Annotated in this window: 15 protein-coding genes; 6 read left to right on the plus strand and 9 right to left on the minus strand. The window is 68.2% G+C overall.

Annotated elements, in window-relative coordinates; translation table 11 throughout:
- Positions 1-33 precede the first annotated feature (33 nt).
- The 3 genes from NDI85_RS07470 to NDI85_RS07480 are packed head-to-tail and all read left to right on the plus strand — an operon-like array spanning position 34 to position 1,728.
- Positions 34-726: a hypothetical protein gene (locus NDI85_RS07470; protein WP_189001398.1), complete on the plus strand. Its 693-nt coding sequence runs from the start codon at positions 34-36 to the stop codon at positions 724-726.
- Positions 727-767: 41 nt separating this feature from the next.
- Positions 768-1,205 carry a CopD family protein gene (locus NDI85_RS07475; protein WP_189001112.1) on the plus strand — a complete coding sequence of 146 codons (438 nt, stop codon included), beginning with the start codon at positions 768-770 and terminating at the stop codon, positions 1,203-1,205.
- Positions 1,198-1,728 carry a hypothetical protein gene (locus NDI85_RS07480; protein ID WP_189001111.1) on the plus strand — a complete coding sequence of 177 codons (531 nt, stop codon included), beginning with the start codon at positions 1,198-1,200 and terminating at the stop codon, positions 1,726-1,728. Before NDI85_RS07475 ends, NDI85_RS07480 begins: the two co-directional genes overlap by 8 nt.
- Here NDI85_RS07480 and NDI85_RS07485 read toward each other — a convergent pair.
- The 5 genes from NDI85_RS07485 to NDI85_RS07505 all read right to left on the minus strand — a co-directional run bounded on the left by NDI85_RS07485 (position 1,709) and on the right by NDI85_RS07505 (position 5,313).
- The gene (locus NDI85_RS07485) at positions 1,709-2,452 is read right to left on the minus strand and encodes a methyltransferase domain-containing protein (protein ID WP_310915534.1); all 744 of its coding nucleotides are present in this window, start codon (positions 2,450-2,452) and stop codon (positions 1,709-1,711) included. The two genes, NDI85_RS07480 and NDI85_RS07485, sit on opposite strands and share 20 nt — an antisense overlap.
- A 118-nt stretch (positions 2,453-2,570) precedes the next feature.
- On the minus strand, positions 2,571-3,404 hold the full coding sequence (locus NDI85_RS07490; protein WP_310915394.1) for a deoxyribonuclease IV: 834 nt from the start codon (positions 3,402-3,404) through the stop codon (positions 2,571-2,573).
- A 54-nt stretch (positions 3,405-3,458) separates the two neighbouring features.
- Entirely contained in the window at positions 3,459-3,755 is a 297-nt protein-coding gene (locus NDI85_RS07495) for a hypothetical protein (RefSeq protein WP_189001107.1), read from the minus strand.
- A gap of 48 nt (positions 3,756-3,803) precedes the next feature.
- Entirely contained in the window at positions 3,804-4,598 is a 795-nt protein-coding gene (locus tag NDI85_RS07500) for a biotin/lipoate A/B protein ligase family protein (protein ID WP_310915395.1), read from the minus strand.
- 25 nt (positions 4,599-4,623) lie between these two features.
- Entirely contained in the window at positions 4,624-5,313 is a 690-nt protein-coding gene (locus tag NDI85_RS07505; protein ID WP_189001103.1) for a helix-turn-helix domain-containing protein, read from the minus strand.
- A gap of 82 nt (positions 5,314-5,395) precedes the next feature.
- Here NDI85_RS07505 and NDI85_RS07510 point away from each other — a divergent pair, with 82 nt between their 5' ends.
- Positions 5,396-7,039 carry an NADH-quinone oxidoreductase subunit D gene (locus NDI85_RS07510; RefSeq protein WP_310915396.1) on the plus strand — a complete coding sequence of 548 codons (1,644 nt, stop codon included), beginning with the start codon at positions 5,396-5,398 and terminating at the stop codon, positions 7,037-7,039.
- Positions 7,040-7,053: 14 nt separating this feature from the next.
- Here NDI85_RS07510 and NDI85_RS07515 read toward each other — a convergent pair whose 3' ends face one another.
- The 4 genes from NDI85_RS07515 to NDI85_RS07530 are packed head-to-tail and all read right to left on the minus strand — an operon-like array spanning position 7,054 to position 11,042.
- The gene (locus NDI85_RS07515) at positions 7,054-7,602 is read right to left on the minus strand and encodes a hypothetical protein (RefSeq protein WP_189001098.1); all 549 of its coding nucleotides are present in this window, start codon (positions 7,600-7,602) and stop codon (positions 7,054-7,056) included.
- A gap of 21 nt (positions 7,603-7,623) precedes the next feature.
- On the minus strand, positions 7,624-9,312 hold the full coding sequence (locus tag NDI85_RS07520) for a b(o/a)3-type cytochrome-c oxidase subunit 1 (protein WP_310915397.1): 1,689 nt from the start codon (positions 9,310-9,312) through the stop codon (positions 7,624-7,626).
- On the minus strand, positions 9,312-9,839 hold the full coding sequence (locus tag NDI85_RS07525; protein ID WP_189001092.1) for a cytochrome c oxidase subunit II: 528 nt from the start codon (positions 9,837-9,839) through the stop codon (positions 9,312-9,314). The genes NDI85_RS07520 and NDI85_RS07525 overlap by 1 nt, the downstream gene beginning before the upstream one ends.
- A gap of 6 nt (positions 9,840-9,845) precedes the next feature.
- On the minus strand, positions 9,846-11,042 hold the full coding sequence (locus NDI85_RS07530; RefSeq protein WP_310915398.1) for a halocyanin domain-containing protein: 1,197 nt from the start codon (positions 11,040-11,042) through the stop codon (positions 9,846-9,848).
- 159 nt (positions 11,043-11,201) lie between these two features.
- On the opposite strand from NDI85_RS07530, the gene NDI85_RS07535 reads away from it, so the two are divergent.
- Both NDI85_RS07535 and NDI85_RS07540 read left to right on the plus strand, forming a co-directional pair.
- Complete coding sequence (locus NDI85_RS07535) at positions 11,202-11,378, plus strand: hypothetical protein (RefSeq protein ID WP_166968379.1); 177 nt, start codon at positions 11,202-11,204, stop codon at positions 11,376-11,378.
- A 1-nt stretch (position 11,379) separates the two neighbouring features.
- On the plus strand, positions 11,380-12,153 hold the full coding sequence (locus NDI85_RS07540; protein ID WP_310915399.1) for a sulfite exporter TauE/SafE family protein: 774 nt from the start codon (positions 11,380-11,382) through the stop codon (positions 12,151-12,153).

A 12,153-nucleotide genomic window follows, 5' to 3' on the forward strand; every position in this document is an offset into this window, starting at 1 on the left:
TGCCCGCCCGTCCACTAGCCAGCGACGATGAGTATGGACCGCGCGGCGGCCGTCGAACGGGTCGAGGACATCGTCGCGACCGTCGAGGACGAGACGATGCCGGTTCCGGTCCGCGAGGTGTGGGTGTACGGCGACGTGGCGCTGGGACTTGACCCCGTCGAGCGACTGGACGTCTACGTCACCAAGGACATCCTGTTCAAGGACGCCCCGGAGCGTGCCGAAGAGTTCCAGCGGAGCCACGGCGTCGACGGCGTCGGGAAGACGGTCCGAGCGGCGTGGGCCGAGGAGTACCCAGAGTACCTCCGGGCCAACACGAACGGCCACGCAGCCCCGGAGAAGTGCCTCGCCGCCCACCTCCTGCCGGACGACGAGGACGAACCCATCCACCTCGAAGTGTGTAACGCCTCCTTCGACGACAACGTCACCCAGCGTCTGAAGGGCGCGATGGCACGCGACGACTACGAGCAGATTCTGGACCCGCGCGGGGCGTGTCTGTGGGTCGACGGTGAGTCGAGCGGACGATCCTCGTCGGACACGGCAGACGGCGGCCAGCGGTCCGAGGACGCTTTCCAGAAGTTGCGCGACGGCGAGTTCGTCCTGCCGACGCTGTCGGGCGCACTGGAGATGCTGGGGATGGACGCCGAGGCGGCCGACGAGGCGGCCGACGCGGTGCGGGCCTACCGGGAGCGTCAGGAAGGGGCGACGGTGCGCGGCGACGTCGTCTGAGTCGACCCAGCTATTTTGTGTCGGCCGCCGTAGAGCAACCGATGGCCCAGCTGGTCTCCCTCGCGATACGGACCCTCCACGTCCTCGCGATAACGGTCGTCGTCGGCAGTACCGCCGCCCTCTGGTACGGCTACCGCACCGGTGTGACAAAGGGCATCGCCGCCGCTCGGCGGTACGAGTGGCTGTTCTGGGGTGCCCTCGGCGTCGTCGTCCTCACCGGCGTCGGCAACCTCGGCGCACTCGGGCCGCCCGGACCGGCAACCGACTGGGGGCGGACCCTGCTCGCGAAACTTGCCCTCGTCCTCGCCCTCGTCGTGGGGTCGGCCGTCCGGACGCTCGTGGTCGCCAGAGCCGACGACAACCGTTATTCCCACGAAGGTATTACCCAGGTGCGGCGAGCGCTCGGCAAATACTACGGCGCGACGACGGGAGTATTGCTCACCCTCGTCGTCCTCGCGGAGGTGCTGGCCCATGGCTGAGGCCGACCCCGGCGACCCCGCGCTCTCGCTCACCACGTGGGCGCTCGCGACGTTCGACGTCGCCCTGTTCGTCCTCGCCGCCCTCCTCCCGATTCACGCCGCCGGTGCGCTCGCGGACCTGCTCTCGGGGCTGAACACCCTGCTTGGCGTCGCGGTATTCTGTTACCTGTGGGCGCTGTTCGTCCTCGCGGTGCGCTGGGTGTTGTCGGACGCGGTGCTGTCCGACCCACTGCGGTCGCTGGTTCCGCGCGGCGTCGCCGCCGGGAGCGCCGCCGGCGTCGTCTTCCTCCTCGGCGTTCTCCTCGTCGCGGCGGGGCCGGGCGTCGTCGCCGGCCGCATCGAACCGCTGTCGGCGTTCCTCATCGCGCTCATCGGCGGCGCCGTCGCCGCGGTGGTCGGGAGTCTGGTCGGTCTCTTGCTGGGCGCTGTCGACGTGGCGCTCTACAAGATTTCGAGCGCCGCGCTCCCGGACCCGCCGACCCGCCGCGAGGACTCGGCGTCGGCTACACCCGACCGACCGTGACGAAGAAGGGGACCGTCTCGCGGCGCTCGTAGGCCTCGTCTTGCATCTGTGCGACGACGGTCCGCCCCATCTCCCGCCAGCGCTGGCGGAGCGCGTCGTACTCTTCGGGCGTCGTCTCGCCGCCGAGGATGGTCGCCCGGTCGGTCGCGAGTCCCTCGCCCGTAGCCTTCCGCCGAGCGGCCCGGACCGCCGCCTCGTCGTACGGTGGCTCGACGGTCCGGTGCTGGTCGTAGCGGCGCGTCGACACCACGTCCAACCCGGCGGCGTCGAATACGTCTGCGGCCCCGGCACCGAGCGTCACGTCGGTCCGTACCCCGTCTAAGAAGTAGCGTCTGGCACGTCGAGCGAGACGGGGTTCACTGTCGACGGTGGACTCGACGGTGACCGCGCCGTTGTCGGGTTCGACGGCGGCGACCCGGCCGCTGGCGACGCGGGCGAACTCCCGCACCGCCGCCTCGGGGTCGGGCAGGTTGATGAGGAGCGCCTGACACACCACGAGGTCGAAGGCGTCCTCGGCGAAGGGGAGTCTGGTGGCGTCGCCCTGCGCGACGGGGCCGGGAACCGATTCGAGGAGGGCCGCGTCGGCGTCCAACCCGACGACGGTCCCGTCGGTCTCCTCGCGGAGGACGCGCGTGAGTTCGCCGGTGCCACACCCGACGTCAAGCACCCGGTCGCAGTCCTGCAGGTCGAGGTCCGCGAGCGCCTCGCGGGAGTCGGCCCACATCCCCGTGCGGGTGGTATCGAGGTACTCGGCGGAGAACGTTCGCACGATCGGAGACAGTCGATTCGGCGGCAAAAAGTTCGCGGTTAGCCATCGAGAGACGCTAGTCCCTCGTGGGACTCTACTCCTCGCGCAGTTCCCGGACCCGCTGGATGTTCCACTCGAAGCTCTTGCCGTTCTCGGTGGGTGTCTCCAACACGAGCGGGACGTCTTCGACGGCGTCGTGATTGACGAACGCGCGCATCCCTTCCTCGCCGATCTCGCCCTCGCCGATGTGGGCGTGTTCGTCCTTGTTCGTCCCGCAGGCGTGTTTGGAGTCGTTGAGGTGGACACACGCGAGGTCGTCCAGGCCGACCACGTCGTCGAACTCGGCGAACGTCTCGTCGACGCCCGCCGGCGTCGAGAGGTCGTAGCCCGCGGCGAACATGTGAGCGGTGTCCAGACAGAACTCGATGTCCTGCTCGGTTCGCTCACGGACCGTCGCCAGATGCTCGAACTGGCCGCCCAACTTGGTCCCGCTTCCGGCGTCGGACTCGACGAGGACCGTCACCCCGTCCGGGATATCGAGGTCGTCCAGCACGCTCGCGGCGTTGTCGAGGCCGCCGTCGACGCCGGCGCCGGTGTGGGCGCCCAGATGGACGTTGACGTACTCGATGTCCAACTTGGCGGCGGCGGCGACCTCCTTCTGCATGGAGTCGCGGGACTTCTCGCGGAGGTCCTCCTTCGGCGTACAGAGGTTGACGAGGTACGAGGAGTGGATGACCCACGGGCCGACCCCGTTTGCTTCGCTCAGCGCGCGGAACTGTTCTGCCTCCTCGTCCTCTATGTTCGGGTCCTGCCAGACCTGTGGGGAGTGAGAGAAAATCTGGCCGCAGTTGCCGCCGTACTCGACCTGTTCGTCGACGGCGTTGTACGCGCCGCCGGCGATAGAGGTGTGTGCACCGACTCTAACCATGTCACCGGGTCGGGTTCGGGTCGGCAAAGCGGTTTCGGAGTGGGCACAGCGGGGTCAGAGCCAGTCGCGAGCGGGCGGAATCACGCCCAGCGTGGCGGCCGTAAGGTAGAGGCCGCCGAGAGCGATGGCGACCGACAGACCCATCGCACCGAATCCGTCGGCGCCGAAGAAGGCGCTGACGCCGACCAGAAACAGGACGACGCCGACGCCCGATAGCAGGACCGTGCCGATGGCGCCCAGAATCGCGTCCTCGGTCGCGAGACGAACGATGCGGTACAGTTCGGCGTCCGAGCGCTGAGCGGGCGCGCTCTCGGCGGCGCTGTCGTCGGCATCGGATGGGGAGGGGACCATAGTGGTCGTTCACTCCGGACTGAAATAAACGGTCGTGGTGAGGGCGGGTCAGGGCGACCGGCGGACCCACTCGTCGCTCGCGTACTTCGAGTTCGCGCGCTCGCGTGCGCGAGAGAGTTCGTCGTCAGTCCACCCGCCCGCCTCGGCGTCGACCCACTCCGCCAGCGTTGCGCGAAGCGTCTCGACGACCGTCTCGCGGTCGACGTCGACGTACTCGTCGATAGCCCCGACACGCTCCCGGAAGGCCTCGGAGTCGGGCTTGCCGGCGAAACAGTCACAGTGACGCTCCGGACGGGTCGACACCGACAGCGACCCGTGCTGGATGACCGCGTCCTTCTGGCGGTACTGGGCGTTGCCGGCGAGTTTGCGGCCGTCGGGGCCGACGACGTCGTGGGCGGGGTGGAGCGCCCGGAGGTAACAGGCCGGTTGATGTATCGCGTCGCGGTCGGCCTCGACGAAGTCGGCGTCGACCCCTATTCTCTCGAAGGCCTCGAGTATCGGCTCGCAGAACAGTTCGTAGCACGCCATCAGGTCGCCGGGGACGGCGTCGGCGGGCGCGACGATGCCGTAGGAGAGGTCCGCGTAGTGGTCGTGGTAGATGGCGCCGCCGCCGGTCGGGCGTCTGGTGACGCCGATACCCTCGCGCTCACAGAACGCCCAGTCGACGCTGTCGGGGTCCTGACGGTATCCCAGCGAGAGCGTGTCCGGCCACGTGTACACCCGAACCGTCGCGGGGCCGCCCTCGGCCGCCGTCTCGGCGGCTATCTCTTCGAGCGCCATCGTCAGCGGCCCGTCGTGGGACTCCGGGCCGACGACGCGCCACTCTAAGTCCGCGAGTGTCATCGTCGGCCGTAGGTCGGGGGCGGCGTTATGGGTTGCGGGCCGACCCCGGCCCTGAGTACTCGTCGACCAGTCGCGCCATCACGCGGGCCTCTGCCTTGCGGAGGTGTTCGGCGGCGGTTCCCGGCGAGCAGTCCAGTCGGTCGGCCACGTCCGCGGTGGTCCCCGCCCGCGGGTCGTCGTAATAGCCGCAGTCGACGGCGGCGGCGACGGCCGCGAACTGGCGGTCGGTCAGGGCGGCGGCGGTGTCCAGCCGCCGGCTGTCGTACTCGCCGACCGACAACACGTCGACCGAGATGCCCGTCGGAACCGACTCCGTGGCCGCCTGGACGGCCTCGCCGGGGCCGACCAGCGTCAGGCGGACGGTGCCGTCGGCGTGGTAGCCCACCGGCGAGGCCGGACAGAGCCGCGAGCGCCGCATGGCGTCGACGAGGCCGGCCCCCACGTCAGAGGGCCGGTCCCGGACGTAGAGGTAGAACGTCTCGTCGGGACACGTCGAGATCGCGTACTCCGCGACCTCGTCCGTCGCCTCCAGGGCCGCCCGGTAGGGGTCGGGCGGCCAGCCGTCGACGTGGAAGAGGAGCGTCTGGACGTCTGCGCCGACCTCGTTGCCGCGCAGGAGGTAGCTGGCGTCGTAGCCGTCGGTCTCGACGACGAACTGGTGCATCGGGTGGCGCTTGGCCGGAGCCATCGAGAGCGAGAGCCTGACGTATTTCACACCGGCCGTTCCTCCGCCGAATATAAATGTGCCTCGCCGTCGAGGCAGTACGACGAGGGAGGTGGGCACCGACGAGACGGCCATGTCCCAGACAGTCGCGGGTGCCACCCAGGAGACCCACACCGACCTCCTCGCGCCGATACGCGAATACGTCGTCGACGAGGAACGGCACCTGAACGCTCCGGCCGTCGTGGTCCGTGCCGACGAGGTGCAGACCGTGCTCTCGACGCTGAAGGCAGAGGCCGATTTGGACCACTGCGCCTGCGTCACCGCACAGGAGTACGCCGACCGCTACGAGACCATCTACCACCTGCGAAGCTACGACGACCCGACGCGGGAACTCTCCGTCGTGGTGCCGACGACGAGCGACGACCCGACCAGCGAGTCCGCGGCGCCGGTGTACCCGACGGCCGCGTGGCACGAACGGGAGGCCTACGACCTCGTCGGCATCCACTACGAGGACCACCCGAACCTGCGGCGCATCCTCCTCCCGGAGACGTGGCAAGGCCACCCGCTCTCGCGGGACTACGACCAGAGCCAGCCCCAAATCGTCACCTACCGCGAACACCAGCGCCTCCTCGAAGACGAGCGCACCGGCCCCGACCGGATGCACCTCAACATGGGGCCACACCACCCCTCGACCCACGGCGTCCTCCACCTCAACGTCGAACTCGACGGCGAGGAAGTCGCCGCCGTCGACCCGGACATCGGCTTCATCCACCGCTGTGAGGAGCAGATGTGTCAGTCCAAGACCTACCGCCACCAGATAATGCCCTACCCCGACCGGTGGGACTGGAGCGGCGCCGGCCTCCTGAACGAGTGGGCCTACGCCCGCGCGGCCGAGGACTTCGTCGACATCGAGGTGCCCGAGTACGCGCAGGTCATTCGGACGATGTGTGGCGAGTTCTCCCGCATCCTCGGTCACATGCTGGCCGTCGCCACCTACGCGCTGGACGTGGTCAGCGAGTTCACCGCCGTCTTCCAGTGGGGCATCCGGGACCGCGAGATCGTACAGGACATCCTCGAAGACCTGACCGGCCAGCGCCTGATGTTCAACTACTTCCGACTGGGCGGCGTCGCGTGGGACCTGCCCGAACCCCGTGCGGCCTTCTTCGAGAACATCAGGGAGTTCCTCGACGGCCTCCCCGAGAAACTCGAAGAGTACCACGACATGCTGACGAGCAACGAGATCATCCAGATGCGGACCGTCGATACCGGATATCTCTCACCCGAGACGGCCAAGGCCTACGGCTGTACCGGTCCGGTCGCCCGTGGCTCCGGCGTCGACTACGACCTCCGGCGGGACGACCCGTACGGCTACTACGACGAACTCGACTGGTCGGTCGTCACCGAGGACGGCGGCGACAACTTCTCCCGCCTGCTGGTCCGGATGCGCGAAGTCGAGGAGTCCGCGAAGATAATCGAGCAGTGCGTGGACCTACTGGAAGCGTGGCCCGAGGACGACCGAGAGATTCAGGCCAACGTCCCGCGCACGATTCGGCCCGACCCCGACACGGAGATATACCGTGCCGTCGAGGCCGCGAAGGGCGAACTCGGCATCTACATGCGTTCTGACGGCACCGACACGCCGGCCCGCTTCAAGATTCGCGGCCCCTCCTTCTCACACGTCCAGACGCTCCCGGTGATGGCCGAGGGCGAGTACATCCCGGACCTCGTGGCGACCATCGGGAGCTTAGACCCGATCATGGGCGACGTCGACCGGTAGGCCGGCGACGGGCCTCAGGAGGAGACCGGGACGTCCCCGATGGCGACGGTGTACTGCTGGGCCGAGGCGGTGCCGTCGTCTGGGGTGGTCACGACGGTGACGACGACGCTGGCCGGTCGCTGGCCCTTCGGGAGCATCCACGACCCGGTGACGGACCCCGTTTCGCCGGGTGGGAGTTCTCCCGTCGTGGCGTCGCTGCCCTCGACGGTCCGGCCCGCCCGCGTCGTCGCCGTGCCGAGTCGGAGTTCGTAGGTGCTGTTCCCGGTGTTGTCGACCGCCACCGCGAGGGTGAACCGCCAGCCGTCGTTACCGGTGACGACCGAGGCGCTGTCGACGCGTTCGACGGCGGCCGTCTCCGCGAGTATCTCGTCGCCGGCCGTCGCGCCCTCGACGTCGGGCGTCGGCGTCGCCGCCGCACCGCCGTCGCCACCGCCGCCGGCGACGTAGTGACCCAGCAGGCCGCCGAAGGTCACCACCTCGATGAGTATCGGGATACCGATAGCGAGGATGATGAGTATCCGTACCCAACTCGTCTGCTCAGGCCCTTCGACGTCGTCTAACATAGTGGAATAGGGAAGTCGACCTCAGACCGGTATCGGCGGACTGCCGGGCATCGTGACACCGTCGGCGAGCATGCTCGCCAGCGGCGGCCCGTACGCGATGACGATGAGCACCAGCGCGATGGCCGTCCAGAGCTTGTAGTTGTCGAGGATGCGCGGACTGTGTTCCGGTCCGGAGAGCGGCGCCGGGAAGTCGCTGTTGACCGACAGCCGACCGCCGCGGTGGGCCAGCCACGTCTCGGCCATCACGGCGAGGAACATCACGGCGCCGAGGAACAGCAGGAGGCCACCGATAGCTATCTGGAGGCGCATCTCGGCGACGGTACCGACGAGTCCTTCGAAGGCAAATTCGTCGTAGGTCGGCTCTGCGGTCCGTCGCGGGATGCCCGCGAGGCCGGCCCGGTGCATCGCGTTGGACATCAGCGCCATGCCGACGAACCAGACGTACGGCTGTGCGATGGCGACCGACCGGCGCTGGAGCTTCTTGCCCGTAATCTGGGGCACCAGCCAGTAGCTGATCGCCATCGCCGTCAGCGCGAACGCCGTGCCGACGGTGAGGTGGAAGTGGCCGGGCACCCACAGCGTGTTGTGGATGAGGTAGTTGATGTTCATCCCGGCGTTTATCATCCCCGAAAAGCCGCCGGCGGCGAACATCAGGCCGGCGAGCATGCACCCGGCGAAGGCCGGTTCGCCCCACGGGAGGCTCCGAAGCCAGTTGAAGTACCCCTCACCGCCGCGCTGGCGCGCCCCGTGTTCGACGCTGGCGACGACGGTGAACGCGGTCAGCAGCGACGGCAACAGGAGGAACATCGTGTTCGTCATCGCGATGAACTTGAATCCCTCCGGGATTCCGGGGTCGACGTACTGGTGGTGGAAGCCGACCGGCGTCGACAGCAGGAGGAACAGGACGAACACGATGCGGGCCAGCGGGTCGCTGAACAATCGCCCGCCGGCCAGTTTCGGTAGGATGGTGTACCAGACGAGGTACGCGGGCATCAGCCAGAAGTAGACGACCGGGTGGCCGAAGTACCAGAACAGCGTCCGGGTCAGGAGCGGGTCGACCTGACTGATGAGCCCAAGCGACCACGGGATGAGGAAGACGACCACCTCGACGGCGACGCCGATGGTGGAGATGTACCACATCAGCATCGTCGTCACGATCATGAACGTCTTCAGTGGGATTCGTTCGTCGGGGTTCTCGGCCCGCCACGCCCACAGCGCCTTGAAGTAGGCCAGTCCCGCTATCCACGACCCGACGATGATGAGCGCCGCTCCCACGTAGAACGCCGGGTGGGCCTTCATCGGCGCGTAGAACGTGAACAGCACGTCGGCTTCGAGGTCGTGACCGAAGACGGACGGCGCGCCGAAGACGCCGCCGAGGATGGCGACGGCCGCCAGCACCGTCCCGGTCAGCATCAGCCAGAACGCCGACCACGCGATTCGCTGTGGCAGTTCGCGTTCGAGGCTGTTCGTGACCCCCCACGCGAACAGGCCGGCGATGAAGAACGTGGTAAAGACCAGCGCCAGCAGGACGCCGTGACCCGTCAGGAGCGTGTAGTAGTCCGCGGAACTGACGAACCCGCGGAACATGCCGGTTCGGTGGAGCGCCTGCACGATGCCAAAGAGGGCGCCGATACCCAGCGCGACGAACGCGACGATGAACTCGCTGCGGACGAGTTTCGACGTCTCCGGATACTCGTCGACGAACACCATCAGTTGGTCACCTCCGTTGCGTTGTACTGAGATTGCGGGACGACTTCGACCGAGCCACCCATCGTGTGGTGGCCGGCGCCGCAGTACTCGTGACAGACCAGCCCGTAGGTCCCCGTCTCGTCGAAGCGGGCCGTGACCTCGGCGACCTGTCCCGGGATGACCATCGTGTTGATGTTCGTCCCCGTGATGGCGAAGCCGTGCATCACGTCGGCGCTGGTCACCTTGAACGTGACCAGCGTGTTCGCCGGGACCTGGATGGGGTTGTCACCGCTCCCCGGGACGAACTGGAACTGCTGGGCCACCACGTAGACGACGTAGTGGCTGTCGTTTTGCTTGACGACGCCGGGGTCGTCGAAGGTGGTCCCGGTTTCGCCGCTCTGGACCGCTTGCGGGTCTATCTGTCCCCCCGAGTCGTCGACCATCGCGATACCAGCACCGACTGTGCCGTACGATATCGTCGCGATGAACCCGACGATGAGGAGCAACGCTGCACCGAGCCAGACTTTTTCGAAGTTGTGAACCTGCATGGTGAATCACCCGATGACCGAGACGCGGCCGAGGAACTCGACGAAGTACATGAACACCCACAGCAGGGCGATGAGCACGAAGTAGAACGCGACCAACGCCGCAGTCCCCGTCGGGTCGAACTCCTCGTGGCCGAGTTCGACTGCCGGGTCCGCCGCTGTGGCTTCCTCGACGGGCACCGTGCCGTCCTCACCGACGAGGTCCTGCGGTGGCCGCGTCGACTCACGGTGACGCATCGCCGCCGCGTACAGCAACGGCGTGAAGAACGCGAAGAGGACGGACCCGGTGAGTAGCCACCGCGGGCCGGAGACGGGCAGGCGCTGGGTCCCGCCGCCACCGCCCCCACCACCGCCACCGGGCGGCCCGCCGACGACGACGGCACCTTTCATCCCGAGCGAGAGGTGCGGTTCACAGACGTACTTGTAGATACCCGTCTCCTCGAAGGTGTAGCTGTAGGTCGTCCCGGCCTCGGCGACCGGGTCACCCGAATCGAGGGGGCCGTCGCCGTCGGAGACGACGTTGTGGCCGCCGCCCTCGCCCGTCCAGGTGAAGACGACTTCCGTGCCGGGCGAGACCCTGACCGCGGGCGGGTCGAAGGCGAACGCGCCGTTGTTCCCCTGTGCCCCGACGGCTATCTCGACGCTGTCCTGTCCGGTCCGGTCGAGCGTCTCGCCGTCGTAGTTCGAGACGTCGTCGAACCAGCCACCGTAGTCGGGGTTGGCCGGCGGTCCCTGTTGGGCGGTGCCGCCGCCGCTACTGCCGCCGCCGGGCCTGACGACGACGGCGCCTTTCATTCCGAGGCCCACGTGTGGCTCACAGACGTACTTGAACATCCCTTCGCTCTCGAAGGTGTAGCTGTACGTCGCACCCTGTTCGGAGACGAGTTCGCCGGAGTCCAGCGGCCCGTCACCGTCCGAGACGACGTTGTGGCCGCCGCCCTCGCCCGTCCACGTCCAGACGACTTCCGTGCCGGGACTGACCATCACTGCCGGCGGAGCGAAGGCGAACGCGCCGTTGTTCCCCTGTGCCCCGACGGCGATCTCGACGGTGTCCTGTCCGCGCTTGTCGACGGTGCCGTCGTAGTTCGAGACGTCGTCGAACCACCCACCGTAGTCGGGTTCTTCCTGTGCTGTCACCGTTCCGGCCGCGCCCAGCGCGGCCCCCGCGACCGCCGTCTGGACGAACTCGCGGCGCCTCAGCGCCATCGGTGACCCTCCCCGGGCGTGACCGACGGCGTCCGTCCGGTATCAGTTCCACTACCCATGTTCGTGGCGACAGTAGAACAGGGTAAAAAGCACGTACCGGCTTTTCAGCGGGTAAGAACTGGCGACGGTTTTTATGCACCCTCTATCGTACGGTCGACCATGTCCACGTCCAGCCCGCGACTGGTCACGGTGCTCGCGCTCCTCGGGCTCGCGCCCGTGGCCTACTACTTGCTCGGAACCGGCCGGACAATCGTGGCGCTCTCGCTTGTCAGCGTCGTCCTCATCGCCGGGAGCCTCCTGCTGATGACCGGCCCGCACGAGGGACAGACGGCCTGAGATGGGTCCCGCGACGGCCGGCCTGACCGCTGGCGAGACGGCCGGACTGGCTGCGTTCGTCGGCCTCGGTCTCCTCGGAAGCGTCCACTGTCTGGGGATGTGTGGCCCCCTCGTGACGACCTACGCCGAGCGCCTCGACTCGGGTGGCCCCGTCTCGGGCCACGAGATTCGCCAGCAGGCGCTGTTCAACGTCGGCCGCGCCGTGAGTTACACGCTGTTGGGTGCCGCGTTCGGTACCGCTGGGGGGCTGCTGTACGACGTCGCCGGCCTCGCGCAACTGGCGACCACCGTCCGCGGCGTCGTCGGCGTTCTCGTCGGCCTGTTCGTCCTCGCCGTCGGGATAGGCTACCTGACTCGGGGGCAAGCCGTCGACATCGCCGCGTCGCTCCCGGTGGTCGGCGGCCTGTTCCAGCGCGTCTCGGCGGCGCTGGTCGCGCGACTCGACGACCTCGTCGATGGCCCCGGGATGGTCGCGCTGGGTGCGCTGCACGGCCTGTTGCCCTGCCCGCTGCTGTACCCGGCGTTCCTCTACGCCTTCGCGACGGGGTCGGCCGTGACCGGCGCGCTCTCGCTTTCGGCGCTGGGCGTCGGCACCATCCCGCTGGTGTTCGCCTACGGCACCGCGTTCGGGTCGCTGTCGCCGGGCCGCCGGTCGTCGCTGCACCGCGCACTCGGGGCCGTCTTCCTCGTCCTCGCGCTGGTACCGCTCGCCAACGGACTGGCGGCGTTCGGCGTCGCCGTCCCGAAACCACCGCTGCCGATGCCGTGGACCTGA

This window comes from Haloarcula sp. S1AR25-4 (assembly GCF_031624555.1).
Classification (GTDB): domain Archaea; phylum Halobacteriota; class Halobacteria; order Halobacteriales; family Haloarculaceae; genus Haloarcula; species Haloarcula pellucida.

Excerpts from the sequence above, each read along its gene's own strand:
- NDI85_RS07470 (WP_189001398.1), top strand. The coding sequence starts at position 34 with ATGGACCGCGCGGCGGCCGTCGAACGGGTCGAGGACATCGTCGCGACC.
- NDI85_RS07475 (WP_189001112.1), top strand. The coding sequence starts at position 768 with ATGGCCCAGCTGGTCTCCCTCGCGATACGGACCCTCCACGTCCTCGCG.
- NDI85_RS07480 (WP_189001111.1), top strand. The coding sequence starts at position 1,198 with ATGGCTGAGGCCGACCCCGGCGACCCCGCGCTCTCGCTCACCACGTGG.
- NDI85_RS07485 (WP_310915534.1), bottom strand. The coding sequence starts at position 2,452 with ATGTGGGCCGACTCCCGCGAGGCGCTCGCGGACCTCGACCTGCAGGAC.
- NDI85_RS07490 (WP_310915394.1), bottom strand. The coding sequence starts at position 3,404 with ATGGTTAGAGTCGGTGCACACACCTCTATCGCCGGCGGCGCGTACAAC.
- NDI85_RS07495 (WP_189001107.1), bottom strand. The coding sequence starts at position 3,755 with ATGGTCCCCTCCCCATCCGATGCCGACGACAGCGCCGCCGAGAGCGCG.
- NDI85_RS07500 (WP_310915395.1), bottom strand. The coding sequence starts at position 4,598 with ATGACACTCGCGGACTTAGAGTGGCGCGTCGTCGGCCCGGAGTCCCAC.
- NDI85_RS07510 (WP_310915396.1), top strand. The coding sequence starts at position 5,396 with ATGTCCCAGACAGTCGCGGGTGCCACCCAGGAGACCCACACCGACCTC.
- NDI85_RS07515 (WP_189001098.1), bottom strand. The coding sequence starts at position 7,602 with ATGTTAGACGACGTCGAAGGGCCTGAGCAGACGAGTTGGGTACGGATA.
- NDI85_RS07520 (WP_310915397.1), bottom strand. The coding sequence starts at position 9,312 with ATGGTGTTCGTCGACGAGTATCCGGAGACGTCGAAACTCGTCCGCAGC.
- NDI85_RS07525 (WP_189001092.1), bottom strand. The coding sequence starts at position 9,839 with ATGCAGGTTCACAACTTCGAAAAAGTCTGGCTCGGTGCAGCGTTGCTC.
- NDI85_RS07530 (WP_310915398.1), bottom strand. The coding sequence starts at position 11,042 with ATGGCGCTGAGGCGCCGCGAGTTCGTCCAGACGGCGGTCGCGGGGGCC.
- NDI85_RS07535 (WP_166968379.1), top strand. The coding sequence starts at position 11,202 with ATGTCCACGTCCAGCCCGCGACTGGTCACGGTGCTCGCGCTCCTCGGG.
- NDI85_RS07540 (WP_310915399.1), top strand. The coding sequence starts at position 11,380 with ATGGGTCCCGCGACGGCCGGCCTGACCGCTGGCGAGACGGCCGGACTG.